The sequence below is a fragment of the Pseudomonas sp. LBUM1671 genome (genome assembly GCF_059695685.1).
Window position 1 is genome coordinate 617580 of record NZ_CP166782.1, and the last position, 18452, is coordinate 636031.

15 protein-coding genes are annotated in these 18452 nt (G+C 58.9%); 10 read left to right on the plus strand and 5 right to left on the minus strand.

The features are described from left to right. Positions 1 to 166 precede the first annotated feature (166 nt). Positions 167 to 2242, plus strand: coding sequence for an AsmA family protein (locus ACA060_RS02765; protein ID WP_497315274.1), 2076 nt, complete (start codon positions 167 to 169; stop codon positions 2240 to 2242). A gap of 130 nt (positions 2243 to 2372) precedes the next feature. On the opposite strand, the gene ACA060_RS02770 is transcribed toward ACA060_RS02765, so the two are convergent. Then, positions 2373 to 2903, minus strand: a complete 531-nt coding sequence (locus ACA060_RS02770; RefSeq protein ID WP_010464129.1) for a ferritin-like domain-containing protein — start codon at positions 2901 to 2903, stop codon at positions 2373 to 2375. Positions 2904 to 3030: 127 nt separating this feature from the next. Beyond that, positions 3031 to 3945 (minus strand): LysR substrate-binding domain-containing protein, encoded by a 915-nt coding sequence (locus ACA060_RS02775; protein ID WP_162556167.1) that lies wholly within the window; start codon positions 3943 to 3945, stop codon positions 3031 to 3033. Positions 3946 to 4049: 104 nt separating this feature from the next. On the opposite strand from ACA060_RS02775, the gene ACA060_RS02780 reads away from it, so the two are divergent. From ACA060_RS02780 to ACA060_RS02790, 3 genes are all read left to right on the plus strand, one after another. Then, positions 4050 to 4688: an FMN-dependent NADH-azoreductase gene (locus tag ACA060_RS02780; protein WP_497315277.1), complete on the plus strand. Its 639-nt coding sequence runs from the start codon at positions 4050 to 4052 to the stop codon at positions 4686 to 4688. Beyond that, complete coding sequence (locus ACA060_RS02785; RefSeq protein ID WP_109627739.1) at positions 4689 to 4994, plus strand: DMT family transporter; 306 nt, start codon at positions 4689 to 4691, stop codon at positions 4992 to 4994. A 108-nt stretch (positions 4995 to 5102) separates the two neighbouring features. Next, positions 5103 to 5993, plus strand: a complete 891-nt coding sequence (locus tag ACA060_RS02790) for an alpha/beta fold hydrolase (RefSeq protein WP_438659782.1) — start codon at positions 5103 to 5105, stop codon at positions 5991 to 5993. A 40-nt stretch (positions 5994 to 6033) separates the two neighbouring features. Here the strand turns inward: ACA060_RS02790 and ACA060_RS02795 are convergent, their stop codons facing one another. Continuing rightward, positions 6034 to 6909 (minus strand): DMT family transporter, encoded by an 876-nt coding sequence (locus tag ACA060_RS02795; RefSeq protein ID WP_109627741.1) that lies wholly within the window; start codon positions 6907 to 6909, stop codon positions 6034 to 6036. Between the two features lie 98 nt (positions 6910 to 7007). On the opposite strand from ACA060_RS02795, the gene ACA060_RS02800 reads away from it, so the two are divergent. The 4 genes from ACA060_RS02800 to ACA060_RS02815 all read left to right on the plus strand — a co-directional run bounded on the left by ACA060_RS02800 (position 7008) and on the right by ACA060_RS02815 (position 14003). Continuing rightward, positions 7008 to 7790: an AraC family transcriptional regulator gene (locus ACA060_RS02800; protein ID WP_497315280.1), complete on the plus strand. Its 783-nt coding sequence runs from the start codon at positions 7008 to 7010 to the stop codon at positions 7788 to 7790. 148 nt (positions 7791 to 7938) lie between these two features. Further along, a complete protein-coding gene (locus tag ACA060_RS02805) occupies positions 7939 to 12339 on the plus strand; it encodes a dermonecrotic toxin domain-containing protein (protein WP_497315282.1) in 4401 nt (1466 codons plus the stop codon). A gap of 98 nt (positions 12340 to 12437) precedes the next feature. Then, positions 12438 to 12743, plus strand: coding sequence for a PsiF family protein (locus ACA060_RS02810; protein WP_497315284.1), 306 nt, complete (start codon positions 12438 to 12440; stop codon positions 12741 to 12743). 246 nt (positions 12744 to 12989) lie between these two features. Continuing rightward, positions 12990 to 14003 (plus strand): AI-2E family transporter, encoded by a 1014-nt coding sequence (locus ACA060_RS02815; protein WP_109627744.1) that lies wholly within the window; start codon positions 12990 to 12992, stop codon positions 14001 to 14003. Between the two features lie 125 nt (positions 14004 to 14128). Here ACA060_RS02815 and ACA060_RS02820 read toward each other — a convergent pair whose 3' ends face one another. Beyond that, positions 14129 to 15403, minus strand: a complete 1275-nt coding sequence (locus tag ACA060_RS02820; protein ID WP_497315286.1) for an Hsp70 family protein — start codon at positions 15401 to 15403, stop codon at positions 14129 to 14131. A gap of 298 nt (positions 15404 to 15701) precedes the next feature. Here ACA060_RS02820 and ACA060_RS02825 point away from each other — a divergent pair, with 298 nt between their 5' ends. Further along, positions 15702 to 16649, plus strand: a complete 948-nt coding sequence (locus ACA060_RS02825; protein ID WP_497315288.1) for a DnaJ C-terminal domain-containing protein — start codon at positions 15702 to 15704, stop codon at positions 16647 to 16649. A 23-nt stretch (positions 16650 to 16672) separates the two neighbouring features. After that, positions 16673 to 16978, plus strand: a complete 306-nt coding sequence (locus ACA060_RS02830; RefSeq protein WP_109627747.1) for a chaperone modulator CbpM — start codon at positions 16673 to 16675, stop codon at positions 16976 to 16978. A gap of 144 nt (positions 16979 to 17122) precedes the next feature. Here the strand turns inward: ACA060_RS02830 and ACA060_RS02835 are convergent, their stop codons facing one another. Further along, positions 17123 to 18250, minus strand: a complete 1128-nt coding sequence (locus ACA060_RS02835) for a sensor histidine kinase (protein WP_497315291.1) — start codon at positions 18248 to 18250, stop codon at positions 17123 to 17125. Between the last annotated feature and the right edge of the window lie 202 nt (positions 18251 to 18452).

An 18452-nucleotide genomic window follows, 5' to 3' on the forward strand; every position in this document is an offset into this window, starting at 1 on the left:
TTCGGGGGCAGTCTCTCCCCGGTCGATTATTTGAGGATTAATCGGCGTTTCGGTTAAACCTGCGGGCGGTTTTTCAGTCGTAGATTTCATGGCAGGCCGGTTCTGGCCTAACGTTTCACACGTGCGTCGCAGTCAGGGCGCTCAGTCGTATCAGGAGCCCTGTGCAATGACGCGCACTCGTAAAATTGTTACCTGGACCTTCGCCAGCCTGATTGTCTTGCTGGCGGTATTGGTTCTGATCATCGTGTTCTTCGATTGGAACCGGATCAAACCGCCCCTTAATGCCAAAGTCTCCGAAGAGCTGCATCGCCCGTTCGCCATCAATGGCAACCTTGCGGTGGTCTGGCAGCGCGAGCCCGACGAGGGCGGTTGGCGGGCCTGGGTGCCGTGGCCGCACGTGGTGGCCGAAGACTTGAGCCTGGGCAACCCGGACTGGTCGAAGAAGCCGCAGATGGTCACCCTCAAACGCGTCGAACTGCGCATTTCGCCTTTGGCTCTGCTGGCGCAGCGGGTGGTCATCCCGCGTATCGACCTGACTGAGCCAAATGCAGACCTGCAACGCCTCGCCGATGGCCGCGCGAACTGGACGTTCAAATTCGATCCGAAAGACCCGGACGCCGAACCTTCCAGCTGGGTGGTGGACATCGGTGCCATCGGCTTCGACAAGGGCCACGTCACTCTTGACGACCAGAACCTCAAGACGCAGCTCGATGTGTTGATCGATCCGCTGGGCAAACCCATCCCGTTCAGCGATATCGTCGGCGACAAAGCCGCAAAAACCGCGCAGGAGAAAGGCGCAGCCCCGCAGGATTACGCGTTCGCGCTGAAGGTCAAAGGCCAGTACCACGATCAGAAACTCGCAGGCGAAGGCAAGATCGGCGGGTTGCTGGCGTTGCAAGACGCGGCCAGGCCGTTCCCGCTTCAGGCGCAAGTGAAGATCGCCGATACTAGCGTCGAACTGGCCGGTACGCTGACCGATCCGCTGAACCTCGGCGCTTTGGACCTGCGTCTGAAGCTGGCCGGCACCAGCCTGGCCAATCTCTACCCGCTGACCGGTGTGACGCTGCCGGATACGCCGCCGTACGCGACCGACGGGCATTTGATCGCCAAGCTGCATGAGCCCGGTGGCGCGGTGTTCCGCTATGAGGAATTCAACGGCAAGATCGGCGAAAGCGACATTCATGGCAGCCTGGCCTATGTCGCCAGCCAGCCGCGACCGAAACTCAGTGGCTCGCTGGTTTCCAATCAACTTTTGTTTGCCGACCTGGCGCCGCTGATCGGTGCCGACTCCAACGCCAAGCAAAAGGCCCGTGGTGGCGAAAGCAAGCAGCCGACGGACAAGGTGTTGCCGGTCGAGGAGTTCAAGACCGAGCGCTGGCGCGACATGGACGCCGACGTCGAATTCACCGGCAAGCGCATCGTCCACAGCGAAAAACTGCCGTTCAAGGACCTCTACACGCACCTGGTGCTGACCGACGGTGTTCTGAGCCTCGAACCCCTGCGATTCGGCGTGGCGGGCGGCACCCTGGATGCACAGATTCGCCTCAATGGCCGCACGGAACCGTTGGAAGGCCGGGCCAAGCTGACCGCACGCAAGTTCAAGCTCAAACAGTTGTTCCCGACCTTTGAGCCAATGAAAACCAGTTTCGGCGAGCTCAATGGCGATGCCGACATCACCGGCCGTGGCAACTCGGTGGCCAAGCTGTTGGGCAGTGCCGATGGCAATCTGAAAATGCTGATCAACGATGGCGCCATCAGTCGCGAGTTGATGGAACTGGCGGGGCTGAACGTCGGCAACTACGTGGTGGGCAAAATCTTTGGCGACAAGGAAGTGAAGATCAATTGCGCGGCGGCTGACTTCGACATCAAGACCGGTTTGGCCACCACTCGCCTGTTTGTCTTCGATACCGAGAACGCGATCATCTATATCGATGGCACCGCGAACATGGCGACGGAGCAACTGGACCTGACCATTACTCCGGAGTCCAAAGGCTGGCGGCTAATTTCGTTGCGGTCGCCGCTGTATGTGCGAGGCAAGTTCATCAAACCGGATGCGGGTGTGAAGGCGGTGCCACTGATTCTGCGTGGCGCGGGGATGGTTGCGCTGGGTGTGATTGCCGCGCCGGCGGCGGGGTTGCTGGCGTTGGTGGCACCGAGTGGCGGTGAGCCTAATCAGTGCGCGCCGCTGCTGGAACAGATGAAGGCGGGTAAGGCGCCGGTGACCGTCAAGCCTACAAAATAGTGGGTGTCTGTGCGGGCCGTCTTCGCGAACAAGCCCGCTCCCACAGGGTATTGGGGTTGATCACAGATATTGTGTGCAACACCAATACCCTGTGGGAGCGGGCTTGCTCGCGAAGACGGCCTTCTAAACGCTACAGATCTTTCAGAATGTCAGCCATGTCATCCGCATGCTCTTCTTCCTGAGCCAGGATGTCTTCGAAGATACGCCGGGTCGTCGGGTCTTTTTCGCCGATGTACTGAATGATCTCGCGGTAGCTGTCGATGGCGATCCGCTCGGCGACCAGGTCTTCGTAGACCATCTCTTTCAGTGAATTGCCGGCTACGTACTGTGCGTGGGAGTTTTTGGATAGCAGGTCGGGGTTGAACTCCGGCTCGCCGCCCAGTTGCACGATACGCTCCGCCAGGCGGTCGGCGTGCTCAGCTTCCTGGGTCGCGTGCTCGAGGAATTCATCGGCGGCGACGTTGGCTTTCAAGCCGCTGGCCATGAAGTAGTGGCGCTTGTAGCGCAACACACAGACCAGTTCAGTGGCCAGCGATTCGTTGAGCAGGCGCAGCACTTCTTCACGGTCGGCGCTGTAGCTTTCGGTCACCGCGCCGTTCTCGACGTTCTTGCGGGCCCGTTCTCGAAGGGTGGTTACATCAGACAAATGCATGTCACTCATCTCGTTCTCCTGGAGGCTAATCCGGTTTGCGTCACCTTCTGGGGAAGTGATCGCTACTTAAGGTGTGAGTGATGGGCGTTGCGAAAAGTTTTATGTAATTTGCCAATCGCTAAAAGTGCCAAAACGATCACGCCAGCACATGTCCGGACAGCAACGCCTCCTCGCGCAACCACGCAAAAAACGCCCGCACCGGCGGATGTCGTTCACGTCCCGGCACGCAGAGCGCGCTGTAGCCGGCGCCATCCACCTGAATGTCGCCCCGGTAAGGCACCAGCAAACCGCTGGCCACGCTTTCCGACACCAGAATGTTGCTCGCCAGCACCAGGCCTTGCCCGGCGATCGCCGCTTGCAGGGCGTAATGCTCTTCGTCGTATTCACGGACCGCCGGTTGACCCGTTAGCCAGGTCTCGCCGGACTGCGCGCACCAGGCTTCCCAGCCATGGGCGTACAGTTTGGAGTTGTGCCAGCGCACGCTGATCAGCGTGGGCACCCGGTCAGCCGCCAGGGCAACCTGCTCGGGCGACCCGTAGACGCCGAACGATTCGTCGAACAGGCACAGCCCATAAAGGTTCGGGTAGTCATCAAGGCTGTAGCGCACCACCAGATCGACACTGGCGTCCTGATGCAAATCGATGACTTCGCAATGGGTATCCAGGCGCAGGCTGATGTTCGGATGACGGGCGTAGAACCGACCCAGGCGCGGCACCAGCCATAGCGCGGCGAAGGCGGCCGTGGTGGAAATCGTCAGGCTCGCGCCGCTGCGTTGCGGGCGCAGGGTGTCGACGCTTTGGGCCACTTCCAGCAAGGCGCCGTGCAAGCTGCGGAACAGACGTTCGCCGCAGTCGGTCAGGCGTACTTGCCGCGGCAGGCGCTCGAACAGCGGCACGCCGAGCCAGCTCTCCAGCGAGCGGATCTGATGGGACACCGCCGTCGGCGTCACCGAAAGCTCTTCGGCGGCCGCCTTGAAACTCAACAAACGCGAGGCGGATTCGAAAGCGCGCAGGGCGGTCAGCGGCAACGAGGCAAACATTGGAAACTCCATGGATGAAATGGATTCATCCAGACTGATTTCTGCTCATTTGAAGAGTGGCGCTTGCAGGCTTCAATCTGCAGGGCACAAGCAGTTTAGCCCTTAAGGAGATTCAGATGAGTAAGATTCTTGCTATCCATGCCAGCCCGCGCGGCGAGCGTTCTCACTCCCGGCGTCTGGCCGAGGTGTTTCTTTCAGCCTGGCAGGCGCGTAACCCTCAGTCGCAGCTGACCCGTCGCGAAATCGGGCGGGCGCTGATTCCACCGGTCAACGAAGCCTTCGTCGCCGCTGCGTTTTACCCCGAGCCCCATGCCCGCCCGTTATCGATGCAGGCCGACCTGGCGTTCAGCGATGAACTGGTCGGCGAGTTGCTCGGCCACGATCTGCTGGTGATTTCCACGCCGATGCACAACTTCAGTGTCCCCAGCGGCCTCAAGGCCTGGATCGATCAGATTGTGCGGCTCGGACTGACCTTCAATCACACTCTGGACAACGGCGTGGCCCAGTACGAGCCGCTGGTGCAGGGCAAAAAAGCCCTGATCGTCACCAGTCGCGGCGGCTTCGGCTTCGGCCCGGGCGGTGAGCTGGAGGCGATGAACCATGCCGATCCGTTGTTGCGCACCGCGCTGGGGTTCATCGGCATCACTGACATTACCGTGGTGGCTGCTGAAGGCGAAGAGTCCGCCGCGCGCACCTTCGAGATTTCGGCGGCCGAGGCTGAACAACAACTGCTCACGCTGGCCCGGGAGTTCTAGATGGCCTGGCTGTTTCTGCTGATCGCCGCCGGGTTCGAAGTCACCTTCGCCATGGGCATGAAGTACGCCGAAGGCTTCACCCGGCTCTGGCCATCGCTGATCACGGTGGTCGCCGCGGTAGGCGGGATCTACTTCCTGACCCTCGCGATGCGCGAGTTGCCGGTGAGCATCGCCTACCCGATCTGGACCGCCATCGGTTCACTGGGCACGGTGTTTCTCGGCTTTGCGCTGTTGGGCGAAAGCCTGACGGCGCTCAAACTGGTGTCGGTGGGGCTGATCGTGGCGGGCGTGGTGGGGCTGAAGTAGGGCGGATGCCATAGACTGGTCGTCGAGTTGTCATCTTGGGTGGCGATGCTTGGCTGACGTCTTGCATCGCGCCTTGCTTCATCTCACCGATCACAAGGATGTTCGCCCATGTCGCAAGGTTCCGCTACGCGTTACCCGTTGGTGCTGGTCCCGGGAATGCTCGGGTTTATTCGTCTGGTGCTGTATCCCTACTGGTACGGGATCATTTCGGCGTTGCGCCGGGGTGGGGCGACGGTGTTTGCGGTGCAGGTCTCGCCGCTCAATTCCAGCGAGGTGCGCGGCGAGCAGTTGCTGGCGCGGATCGAGGAGATCCTGCGGGAAACCGGGGCCGAGAAGGTCAATCTGATTGGCCACAGCCAAGGCTCGCTGACGGCGCGTTATGCGGCCGCCAAACGCCCGGATCGCGTTGCGTCCGTGACTTCGGTCGCAGGGCCGAATCATGGCTCGGAGCTGGCGGATTATCTGGAAAAACACTATCCGGCGGACACCGCCAAAGGTCGTCTGTTGGCGGTATTGCTGCGGTTTATCGGCGCGTTGATGAGCCTGTTGGAAACCGGTTATCGCGGGCCGAAATTGCCGGTGGATATCCACGCCTCCCACGAGTCCCTGACGAGCGCCGGCGTGGCGGCGTTCAATCAGCGTTATCCACAGGGCTTGCCTGAAACCTGGGGCGGTCACGGGCCGGAAGAGGTCAATGGCGTGCGCTATTACTCCTGGTCCGGGACCTTGCAGCCGGGCAAGACGGATCGCGGCGGTAATCTGTTCGACGGGACGAACCGCAGTTGCCGGCTGTTTGCCAGGACTTTTGTGCGCGAAACCGGGCATTGCGACGGGATGGTCGGGCGCTACAGCTCCCACCTGGGGACGGTGATTGGCGATGAATATCCGATGGATCACTTCGACATCGTCAATCAGTCGCTGGGGCTGGTGGGGAAGGGGGCTGATCCGGTGCGGTTGTTTGTCGAGCATGCGGCCAGATTGAAAGCGGCTGGCGTGTAAACGTCCTGTGGCGAGGGGGCAAACCCCTCGCCACAAAGGATTACGCCCGGCCCAACACGGTAGTCCACCGCTCCGAGAGCACTACCCCGCCCAACGTCAACAGCCCGCCCACCAGGTGATACATCGCCAGCTGTTCATGCAGCACCAGCGCCGCAATCAGCGCGGTAATCAACGGCAGCAAATTGAAAAACAGCGTGGTCCGGCTCGGCCCCAGGCGCACCACGGCCTGCATCCACGCCAGCGGCGCGACCATCGAAGCCAGCAGACAGGCGTAAAGCACCAGCGGAATATTCTGCAAGGTCGGCCCGACCTTCGGTGAAGCGACAAACAATGGAAACAGCACCACCACCGCCACCAGCACCTGCAAATACAACAACACCAGCGGCGGCAGGCGCAGCTGCCATTTCTTCAGCAGGGTGCTGTAGATCGCGTAGGCCAGGGTGGCGATCAGCATCATCGCATCGCCCAGGTTTATCCCGTGCTCGAGCAATGCGCCAAGGCTGCCGGATGACACCACCACCAACACCCCGGCAAATGACAACACCGCGCCAGCCAATGCACCCGCTGTCAGGCGTTGACCGAGGCTGACAATCGCCATGGCCAGCGACATCAACGGCATCAGCGACAGAATGATCCCCATGTTGGTGGCCGACGTCAGCGTCGCGGCGAAGTACGCCAGGCTCTGATAGACCGCCATGCCCAGCACGCCAAGGATGAAAATCCTGCCCAGGTTCGGGCGGATCTGCGGCCAATGCGCGATCACTGGTTTGAGCATGAACGGCGTGAACAGAATCCCGGCCAGCAGCCAGCGGTAGAAACCAATCTCGGCGGGGAAGATCGCCCCGGCTGACATCTTGGTGATCACGGTATTGCCGGCCCAAATGAAAATGGCCAGCAGGGGATAAGCGTATTGCATCAGAAAAAACCGGAAACGTTAGTGAGGAGCGATTATCCGCTTGTCTGGATGCAAGCCTATACTTCAATCCAGACAACCTGCCCCTGATGACGGACAGCATGACCAGTAAACACATCGACCTGCTCGATTTCGCGGAGTTGCCGTCCCCGGTCTATTTCCGTTATGCCGACTTCGACACCCATGAATACGCCTCGGCCCACCGTCACCCGTGGGGCACTCTTGAATATTCGGCCAACGGTGTATTGCACATGGAAATCGGCAGCAGCCGCTTCATGTCGCCGCCGCAATACGCGGTGTGGGTGCCGCCACACACCGAGCACAGTTTCTACAGCAATCAACCGATCAACTATCGCGCGGTCTGCCTCGCACCGGCGCTGTGCCATGCGTTGCCGCAGCAAGCGTGCACCCTGGCGATCAGCGACATTCTCAAGGCGATCCTCAAGGATTTCGCCGCCCGCGACGTGAAAATTCCCGAACACGATGCGGACCAACGTCTGGCGCAAGTGTTGGTGGACCAGTTGCAACAGGCGCCCATCCAAGAGTGTTATTTGCCTTATGCCAGCAGTTCGGGATTGCTCGTCATACTTGAAGCCCTGCAAGCCGAGCCTGGGGACAATCGGCCGTTGGCGCACTGGGCCGCGCAGATCCATGTCAGCGAACGCACCTTGGCGCGGCAGTTTGTCCGTGAGCTGGGCATGAGTTTCGGCGAGTGGCGGCAACGCTTGCGTTTCCTCGCGGCGATCGAAGCGCTGGACAGTCAGCGCAGCATTCAAAACATTGCTTTCGACATGGGTTACAGCACGGGCTCGGCATTTATTGCGATGTTTCAACGTCAGGCCGGGTGTACGCCAGAGCAGTATCGGCGGCAACGAATTGCCTGAGTTGAAGAAGTAAGTGGGTGTTAGAAATTTTAAGTGGTGAAGTTTCTTACAGGCTAATCGGAATTGCACTTCATTTGATCGACTGATTAACGTTGTACGCTAGTTGCATAAGCCGTTCCTGTTTAGCTTACTTATGCAGAGTATAAATGTGACCACTTTAATTCAGATCGATGAAATATCAGCAACCGCAACACAACAAAAAAGCATACATCAAGAGCTTATAGAGAACGCTATCCCGGAATGGATGCGTCAGACTTCACCCCACAGGATCAGTGCGTTAAAAAGCGCGATAGCCCCTCTTCCAGAATGGATTCTCGCCGCTTCACCGATGCAGCTCGCAGCCCTGCAGCGCGCCTCGGAGGAAAGCTGGCGCGCACAAAGCGACGTCGATCAGATGCTGAGCGAGGCACAAGATGTCTACACCTTTGCTGAACCTCTGCTGCGTCAGGCGTTGAAAGACCAATACGGTGTGGACGTCGATGTGAAAGAAACTTTTTTGCAGTTGTTTTCTCCGCCTCACTTATCGCCATGGGCCAATAATTTCAATAACGGCGTGGAGTCGCGCATTGTTTCGATGCTGGATGCGGCATTGCATAATTTTTCGGACAAAGAAGTATTAACGTCTGATTCGCAGTTTATTTCCCGGCCCGACAATTCGAATCGATTCGACATCACCGGAGTTCGCAACAATATGAGTATCGATCAGTTCAAGACGCTTTGCCGCCGTCTGGATCTCGGTGCTCAATATAAAGTGCATCTTGAAGACTATGTGCGTCCGGTCGATGGGCTGGCGCGTGGTGTGGTGCAGCAAAAAGTTATTAAAAGCCAAAAGGCTGCGTTGAAAGCAGCCCTGTATCTGGCCAGCCTTAAAAATGACATCTCGGCAAGTGGCTACCTGGCCGTACAAAGCCTGCTCAAGGATATTAAAGAATGGAAGATGGATGGCCTTCCCGTCCATTACTATCAGCTGAAAATCCTCGATGTTCAGTTGAGAGGCATCGTACTGATCGCCCCTGATCTGCATATCCACGACGGCGCTGCCCAGCGAGTCATTGCCTATGTACCGCACGATCCGGAACACCCACTGAAAGAGTATGCCTCGAAGGCCGAGTTCGCCCGCGAGCTCACTCGCCAATTGCGTGACACCCCCAAGGATTCGGCAAACAGCTATCAGCAATTCTTCAGCCGTTTTGTCGATCATCAACAACGGGGGCGCTTCTTCGCCGCACTCAACGCCGCGCTGGTAGAAATCACTCAGCACGACAAAGTCCCGGGCGTCGATCAGCCGGTATGGCGCGAAACGCCCATCGAAAATCCGCGCCTGCACCTTGACCACATCCGGTTCGAGAACGATACCCATACATTGTTTACGGGCGATCCTTGGCTTTATCTCTACCAGCAACAGCAAAACAAAATCCTGAACGATTCCCGGGAGATGGTCATCTCGACGCAAGATGCCGATCGCATGGAGCGCTGGGCGTGGTTCGACAACCTGGAAAAAATGCTTTCCGACATCTTCAATGCCGCGTTAATGGTTGTGGGGCCATTCATACCCTTCGTTGGCGAGATCATGATGGGTTACATGGTTTATCAGTTGGTCAATGAAGTCGTCGAAGGCATCGTCGATCTGGCTGAGGGGCTTTATCTGGAAGGGGCCGAGCACATCATTGGTTTTTTCGAACGCGTGATCCAGTTGGTGGCCTTCGCCGGTGGGATGAAAATCGGCAAGAAGGTCGTACTGCCCAAGCTGTCATCGTTCATCGAGTCGACAACACCGGTCACGCTTGCCAACGGCGCCAAACGCCTTTGGAGCGGGGACCTGGAACCCTATCAGAAAAAGAACCTGACCCTGGCTGCGGATTCGAAGCCGGATGAAACCTGGCTGCACCAGCATGAGGGCAAACCGATTCTCAAGCTGGACACCCGGCACTTCGAACTGACGAAAGATCCACAGAGCGGTAAACACAGGGTTAAACATCCGACCCGCCCCGATGCCTATCAACCCGTGGTGGACAGCAACGGCGAAGGTGCCTTCGTGATTGAAGGCGAGCAGCCTCACACCTGGGATCACACGACCCTGATGGCACGACTCGGGCCAGACTTGGGTGAGCTGGCCGAATCCTACGGGGACATCCGCACGGTCAGCCAGACCGACGCCAGCGCGATCCGCCGAATGTATGCCGACAATGAGCGGCCTCTGCCTTTACTCAGCGACACGGTGACCCGGTTCCGCATCGACCGCGACATTCAGACCTTCATCGAGCAGATGGGCAGCGAACGTGCGCAAGATTACTCAAGCGCCGATCCCGAGATGCAATTTCAGCTGCTCGACGGTCTGTGGCCCGGCAATGCGATTGAGCTGGTAGACGCCAGGGGTGAAGTGCTCCGGGTCGTCGGTCATGCGGGTGCGCCGCGTGTCCGGATAAACAGCAATCGTCTGGCTGACGTCGATCTGCTCAAGACCCTGCTATCGCACCTGGATGACGCACAACTGAACACCTTGTTGAACGTCGAATTTCGGATTGCGCCCAGCACGCTGGAAATGAACGTCAAAAATCTGCGGGCCGAGTTGGCGAAACTGGCCAGGAGCAAGCGCACGTCGCTGTTCGACACACGTTATCGTCGTATCGAGGCCGCCATGAGTGACAGCGCAAAAGCCATCCAGGCCAAAGTGCCGGGCCTGCCTGGCACTGTCGCCCGCGAGTTGCTGTCCATCGCCACACCCTCCGAAGTCCAGGCGATTGAGCGCGGGCAGTTGCCCGCAAGGCTGGAGAACCTTGCGCGTTGGGCGCTTCGAGACGTGCGCATGAGTCGTGCTTATGAAGGTTTTTATCTGGACTCGGTCGAGAATCCTGACCTGGACAGACTGGCGCTGCACTCCCTTGAGCATCTTCGCGGCTGGAATCCCGATGTGCGCATTGAAGTCCGACGGTTCGAGTCTGACGGTCAACTGCTCGACAGTATCGGCAAGGACGACGCGGGGATTCGGCGCACGCTCGTCGAGCTTCACGACTCGACGTTCGTCGCTTATGACGAAGACGGTAACGCCCTGCATTCAGGCATGGATTTGTTTTCCGCTATTTTGCAGGCGTTGCCGGATGCCGAGCGTAATGCGCTGGACATCCACATCGGCCAGGGGCCCAAACTGAAGCTGGCCCTGCGCGACAATGCATTGAAGCCCTATCAGTTGCTGAAGGTTCTGGACGCTCTCCCGATCCTTGACCTGCTCACTTACGATCCTCAATTAATGCGCCTGCGTGGCGGCGCGCCGGGTGCTGGCGGCGAACGTGCAGCCCTTGAAGAAATCCGCGGCCAATACAGCGACCTGGTCACGGTAGCGTTCCATCCTTCTGTTTCAGCGTTCAAGCAATTCGATTATCTGCGTGGCCTGAAACTGATTCACGACAGCTTTCCACAGGATTATCTCTTCGATCTGTTCGAGGCTCTGAACGCAGCCAATGCGACCGGCGAGGCCGGGCCAGGCCAGGAAATCGTCCAAAGTATCGAGGCGTTGCCCGATCTGCAGACGCTGATGCTGCCAGAGCAGTTCAACGCGTTGACCGGGCGCCTGTTCACCGAAGAGGGCCTGGTGCCGCTCACGGAACTGGAACGAAACCTGGGTTTGAATGCGCGCAATCTGGAACAGACCGGGCGGGCCAATGCCTACCAGGCGCTGTTACGTTCAGTCCGGGAAAACGGTGTAACGCCAAGTCCGGAGCTGACGGATTTAAGTGAATATGGAGAGTTGCTGTCCGCAGATGTCATCACGCCCGGGGAACCGATTCAGGTGACGACTCAAACTATGGCCAACCTGAAAATGGCACAGGAAGCGATCTACCGCGCCAAGGAGCTCTTGCCGATGTCGGGGAATCAGTTGCCGAGCATGTGGGAAAAGGGCGGTTCGGCCATTGCGAAAATCAAAGGCCTCAGAGGCATGGACCTTGAGGAGGGCGGATTCTCCGCCAAACTGACCACCGCCGAGGCCGCTCGTAAAGCCATTGATATCAAGGGGGGCAATTGCTCTGAGAACTCGAAAGTGACGTTTTCGATCCTCGCCAGCCAGCCCCGGGCGTCCAGCATTCATATCGTCAAAGTCACCGATTTTGATCATCAATATGTGGTGATGGGTGATGATTTGAACAATCCCGATGGACTGGTCGTTGCTGACTCCTGGCCGGAATTCCCCGCTGCGCACCTGGCCAGCAAAGGGTACTTCCAGTTTGACCGGTCGCCATTGATGACACTGCCTCCCGGACCCGCCCTGGCCGAGTACAACTTTATCAATGAAGCACCCCCCGGCCCGGCGACATTGCCGGCGGTTTCCGAGACGAACACGTACCGGCAGATAAAAATCAACAAGCTCTATGAGGAGGGGGCGGCATACGCTCAATGGACGTCATTGAGTGAGCTTGGCCAGACTTATGCTGTCCAGGGGGGCACGCCGGTCTTGTTCGAGCGGGTGCCCGCATCGGTCATTGATAACCGGATTGATGCCTATCAGCGATACCGGGAAGCCTTCAAGGATCTTCTGGAATCGGAGGTTGATTGAGGGTCATCTGTTACGTCGCTGGATGAAGGTGTAACAGGGGTTGTCTACACTCCAGATTGAGGCCGCACCCCTCGGTGCGGCAACAAGGAGAAAACTCCATGAAGATGTTGCGTGTCCCTTTGTTGATGATCGGTTTGCTGCTTTGCGCCCAGGGCTTCGCCGCCACTGAGCAACAGAACAAGATGACCACCTGCAATGCCGACGCCACTGCCAAAAGCCTCAAGGGCGACGAGCGCAAAGCCTTCATGAGCACCTGCCTCAAGGCGGCCCCGGCCGCCAATGACGCCAAGACCCTGACCCCTCAGCAAGAGAAAATGAAAACCTGCAACGCCGATGCTGCGACTAAAGCGCTCAAGGGTGACGAGCGCAAAGCATTCATGAGTGATTGCCTGAAGAAAAAATAGATAACTGAGTCATAGGGGGCGGCAGATTGTGGCGGCTGTGAGGGCCCCTTCGCGAGCAAGCCCGCTCCCACATCAGCCCTGCGAACACCGCGCCATTGTGGGAGCGGGCTTGCTCTCGAAGGGGCCAGCATGGCCGCTACAAAAATTCACCCACGCCCCACGAAGGTCGACCTATACAATCCCTAGTGCTGGCCTCCGAACGCTGGCAGACTGCCAATCCTTTTACGCCGTTCGTTTTGAGGCTGTATGCCAACGTTTTCTCAACGCCAAGTTTTGCTGCTGATCAGTTGGGTCATCATCTTTGGTGGTTTGCTGCTGGTGATCCCGCTGCGACTGCTGCCCAGCCTGCTGGCCGGGTTGCTGGTGTTCGAACTGGTCAACATGCTCACCCCGCAATTGCAGCGACTGATCGAAGGCCGGCGCGCGCGCTGGCTGGCGGTGGCGCTGTTGGGGACTCTGGTGGTCAGTGTGTTGACGCTGATCTTCGCCGGTGCCATCAGCTTTCTGCTGCACGAAGCGGAAAACCCCGGGGCGTCCCTCGACAAATTCATGCACGTGGTTGACCGCGCGCGCGGGCAACTGCCGCCGTTCATCGACGCCTATCTGCCCGCCAGTGCCGCCGAGTTCCGCGTGGCCATCGGCGAGTGGATGAGCAAACACCTGAGCGACTTGCAACTGGTCGGCAAGGACGCGGCGCACATGTTTGTGACGCTGCTGATCGGCATGGTGCTCGGGGCGATCATCGCCTTGCAGCGCATACCGGACCTGACCAAGCGCAAGCCGCTGGCCGCCGCGTTGTTCGACCGCCTGCACCTGCTGGTCCAGGCGTTTCGCAACATCGTGTTCGCGCAGATCAAGATTTCCCTGCTCAACACCTTCTTCACCGGGATTTTCCTGGCGGTAATCCTGCCGATGTTCGGCATCAAGCTGCCGCTGACCAAGACCCTGATCGTGCTGACCTTCCTGCTCGGCCTGTTGCCGGTGATCGGCAACCTGATGTCGAACACGCTGATCACCATTGTCGGGTTGTCGCTGTCGATCTGGGTCGCCATGGCGGCGCTGGGTTATCTGATTTTTATCCACAAGCTCGAATACTTCCTCAACGCGCGCATTGTCGGCGGGCAGATCAGCGCCAAGTCATGGGAGTTGCTGTTGGCAATGCTGGTGTTCGAGGCCGCGTTCGGCCTGCCGGGGGTGGTGGCGGGGCCGATTTATTACGCGTACCTGAAGAGCGAGCTGAAGCAGGTGGGGATGGTTTGATCCGAGAGATGTGTTGCCTGATCTGACGCCATCGCTAGCAGGCTAGCTCCCACACTGGTTTTGTGAACACCACAGATCCGATGTGGGAGCTAGCCTGCTAGCGATGGGTGCACCCCGGTTTCGGGTCAGTCCATCGGGCCGTAACGCTTGGCCGCCTCGATCGCCAAGCCACTGCCAATACTGCCAAAGATGTTCCCTTCCACATGCCGAGCATTCGGCAACATCGCCGACACGCTGTGGCGCAGCGCCGGAATCCCGCTCGAACCGCCGGTGAAGAACACCGTGTCGACCTGGTCGACGCGCACGTTGGCGTCGTTCAGCAGTTGGGTAACGCTGTTGCGCACCCGCTCCAGCAAATTGTCGATGGCCGATTCGAACAGCGCCCGGCTAAGCTCCACGCTCAAACCCGGTTCGATGCGGTCCAGCGGCACGTGGCGGCTGTCGGCGTGGGTCAGCTGGATCTTGGTTTCTTCCACTTCCATGGCCAGCCAGTGGCCGGCGCGCTGGTCGATCAGCTTGAACAGACGATCGATCCCGCCGGTGTCTTCGATGTCGTAACGCATGCTGCCCAGGGCCAAAGTCGACTTCTGCGAGTACACCGAGTTGATGGTGTGCCAGGTCGCCAGGTTCATGTGGTGGCTGGTCGGCATGTAGGCGCCGCTCTTCATGCGGCTGCCGTAGCCGAACAGCGGCATCAGGCCTTGCAGGCTCAGCTGCTTGTCGAAATCGGTCCCGCCGATGTGCACGCCGCCGGTGGCGAGGATGTCATCGTGACGGTTGTCGTGGGTGCGGCGCTCCGGGGACAGGCGCACCAGCGAGAAGTCGGAGGTACCACCGCCGATGTCGACGATCAGCACCAGCTCTTCTTTTTCGATGGTTGACTCGTAATCGAACGCCGCTGCGATTGGTTCGTACTGGAACGACACATCCTTGAAGCCGATGGCGCGGGCCACGTCCACCAAGGTGTTCTCGGCTTCCTGGTCGGCCATTTCATCGTCGTCGACGAAGAACACCGGCCGACCCAGCACCACTTCCTCGAATTCCCGACCGGCGGCCGTCTCGGCGCGCTTCTTCAACTGGCCGATGAACAGGCCGAGCAGGTCCTTGAACGGCATCGCCGTGCCGAGGACGCTGGTGTCGTGCTTGATCAGCTTGGAACCCAGCAGGCTCTTGAGCGAGCGCATCAGCCGGCCTTCGTAGCCTTCCAGGTACTCGTGCAGCGCCAGACGGCCGTATACCGGGCGGCGTTCTTCCATATTGAAGAAGACCACCGAGGGCAGGGTGATCTTGTCGTCCTCCAGCGCGATCAGCGTTTCCATGCCGGGGCGCAGCCAGCCGACGGTGGAGTTGGACGTGCCGAAGTCGATACCACAGGCACGGGCTGGAGATGCGTTTTTCATGTCTTTCGAGTTCCGGTTAAAAAACGGCCGCGCAGTGTATGTCAGTGCGGCGAATATTCGAAGGCCGACTATCCGCTAAATCTCGTTGATTGGCGCCTTGTAAAGACGGCGAGATGCCCCAAACTTGTCTGCATTGCACTTGGCAGCCATCGGACGGTCGCAAGAACCATCCTGCGCTGCCGATAAACTTCTGATGCGCTACCCGGTCACAACCTTGAGATCGGTCAACCCGCCGTCTGCCAATGAGCGCAGACTGCCGGTAGTGGCGCGATTTTGATAACGGATGGTGATGCCCTCGATGGACTTCAAAGACTATTACAAGATTCTCGGTGTGGAGCCGACTGCGGACGATAAGACCATCAAGGCGGCTTATCGCAAGCTGGCGCGCAAATACCACCCCGATGTCAGCAAGGAAAAGGATGCCGAGGCCAAGTTCAAGGACGCCTCGGAAGCCTATGAAGCGCTGAAAAGCGCCGACAAACGAGCCGAATATGACGACTTGCGCAAATACGGCCAGCACGGCCAACCGTTCCAGGGCCCGCCGGGTTGGCAGGGGCGTGGCGGCGGTGGTTTCGGTGGCGGTCAGGACACGGGCGATTTCTCGGACTTCTTCAGTTCGATCTTCGGCAACCGTGGTCCTGGTTTTGGTGGTGGACAGTCGGGCCGCAGCGCCGGGCGTCGAGGGCAAGACGTGGAAATGGAACTTGGGATTTTCCTGGAAGAAACCCTCTCGAACGAGTCGAAGAAGGTCACTTTCCAGGTGCCGCAGTACAACGCTGCCGGCCAGCATGTCAGCAACACCAGCAAAAGCCTGAACGTGAAAATTCCGGCCGGCGTGACCGACGGCGAGCGCATCCGCCTCAAGGGCCAGGGTGCACCGGGCACCGGTGGTGGCGCCAATGGCGACCTGTTCCTGATCATTCGCTTTGCGCCGCACCCCAAGTTCGACGTTGAAGGCGAGAACCTGATCATTACCTTGCCGCTGGCTCCATGGGAATTGGCGCTGGGCACCGAAGTGGCAGTGCCTACACTGACAGGCAAGATCAACCTCAAGGTGCCGGCCGGCAGCCAGAACGGCCAGCGCATGCGTGCCAAGGGGCACGGTTTGCTGAACAAGGCGGGCGAACGCGGTTTCCTGTTCGTGCAATTGAAGGCAGTCATGCCCAAGACCTCGAGCGACGAGGTCAAGGCGCTGTGGCAGGAACTGGCGGAAAAAGCCGCATTCAACCCGAGAGAAAACTTCTGATCCAAGAGACGGAGTAGCCCATCATGAGCAACCCCCTGATCGTTCAACTGGACATGGCAGAATTCTGTGAGGCGACCGACCTGTCGGACGTCTACGTGATCGAAATCGTCGAGCACGGCATCCTCGAACCTCAGGGCAAGCAGCCCAAGGATTGGCGTTTCAACGATTACGAACTGGCCCTGGCCAAGCGCGCCGCCAAGCTGCGGCGTGATCTGGAGCTGGAGTGGGAAGGCGTTGCCCTGGCGCTGGACCTGCTGGAAGAGGTCCAGCAACTGCGGGCTGAGAATCGCATGCTCAAGCAGCGGTTGGGGCGGTTGGTGGTCGAGTAGCTGGCCTGAGGTTTTGTGTCGTTTGACATGGCCCATTCGCGAGCAAGCCCGCTCTCACATTATTCGACTGCATTCCACCTGAAGGACTCGGTTCAATGTGGGAGCGGGCTTGCTCGCGAAGAACGATGACGCGGTCTCATGCCGTCAGATCTTGCGTGGCAACACCACGGTAAACAACGTGCCATCCGCCTCACTGGAACTGACCTCGATCGTTCCTCTGTGCGCATCGACCACTTCCTTGACGATAAACAATCCCAGGCCAAGGCTCGTGGAGGGCTGGCCGAGTTCCTCGTCAGCGCTGCGTACCAGCGGATCGAAAATCGTGCCGATCGCGTCTTCGGAAATCGGCGCGCCGTAGTTATGCACCGTCAGGCGAACCGTGTCTGGCTCGCCTGTCAGGGTCAGCGTCACATCACGTGTGTTCAAGCCATGCTGCAAGGCGTTGCCGATCAGGTTCTGCAGCAGTTGAGCCACCCGCCCGGCATCCCAGGCACCTCGGGTATCGCCCTTTACGTTGACCGTCGGATCGCACTCCGGATTACCGGCGCAGGCTTCGGCAATCGCCGCCTGTACGGCATCGGCCAAGTCCATCGGCGCCGGTTCGATCGGCAGGCTTTTACCCAGGCGACTGCGCACCAGTTCCAGCAAATCACTGACCATCGCCGCCATGTGTCGCGCGCCATGCTTGATATTGACCGCGCAGGCCAGTGCATCGCCTTCAAGCGTGGTTTTGCGTAGCAGCAATTCGGTGGACATGCTCACCGCTTGCAACGGTGCCCGAAGGTCGTGCCCAAGGATCGCCAGAAAGATGTCCCGTGAGCGATTGACCTGTTCGGCATAAGCGGCGGTCGATTCGGCAAGGGCTTCGTCGATCGCTTCGTTGAAACGGATCATGTCCTGGAAGTAAGTCAGGTCCGGCGACTCCAGGCTGCCGACCCACAACCGAATCACACAGGCCCGCAGATGACGGAATTCGCTGGTCATCTGCACAAGGTCGAAGCCCACGGTGTGCCGCAATTCGCCATGGCTGGCGCCCGCTTCATCCAGGCTCGGGGTTTTTTCCGGGCCTTCGCCCTTGGCCTTGGCCATCTGTTCGCTGGTGGTTTGCGCGGTGGTCATGTCTCGCGCAGCGGCCAACAAAATGGCCTTGGCGTGATCGCGCAAGGCGACCCGGTCCATGGTTTCGGCGGCCGGGGTGATCGTTCTGGCGAATTGTTCCCATTCATCGACGATACGGTCCACGTGTTGCCTGATGAATTCGGATAAGCGCATGGCCGTTACCTGGCTGGAAATTCTGGGCATCTTATCCCCTTTACCGACGGGTAAGAACTACCGCTGACAAACCGGATCATGCCTGCGCTTTGTGCGGGTGGTATTTAGTTGTTTTTTAGATTCTGAACCTGGATGTTGTTGTATGTTTTGTCGCTGTTTTTCAGCAGTAATTTAAACTTTTGTTTTTGTTGGTATTGACTAA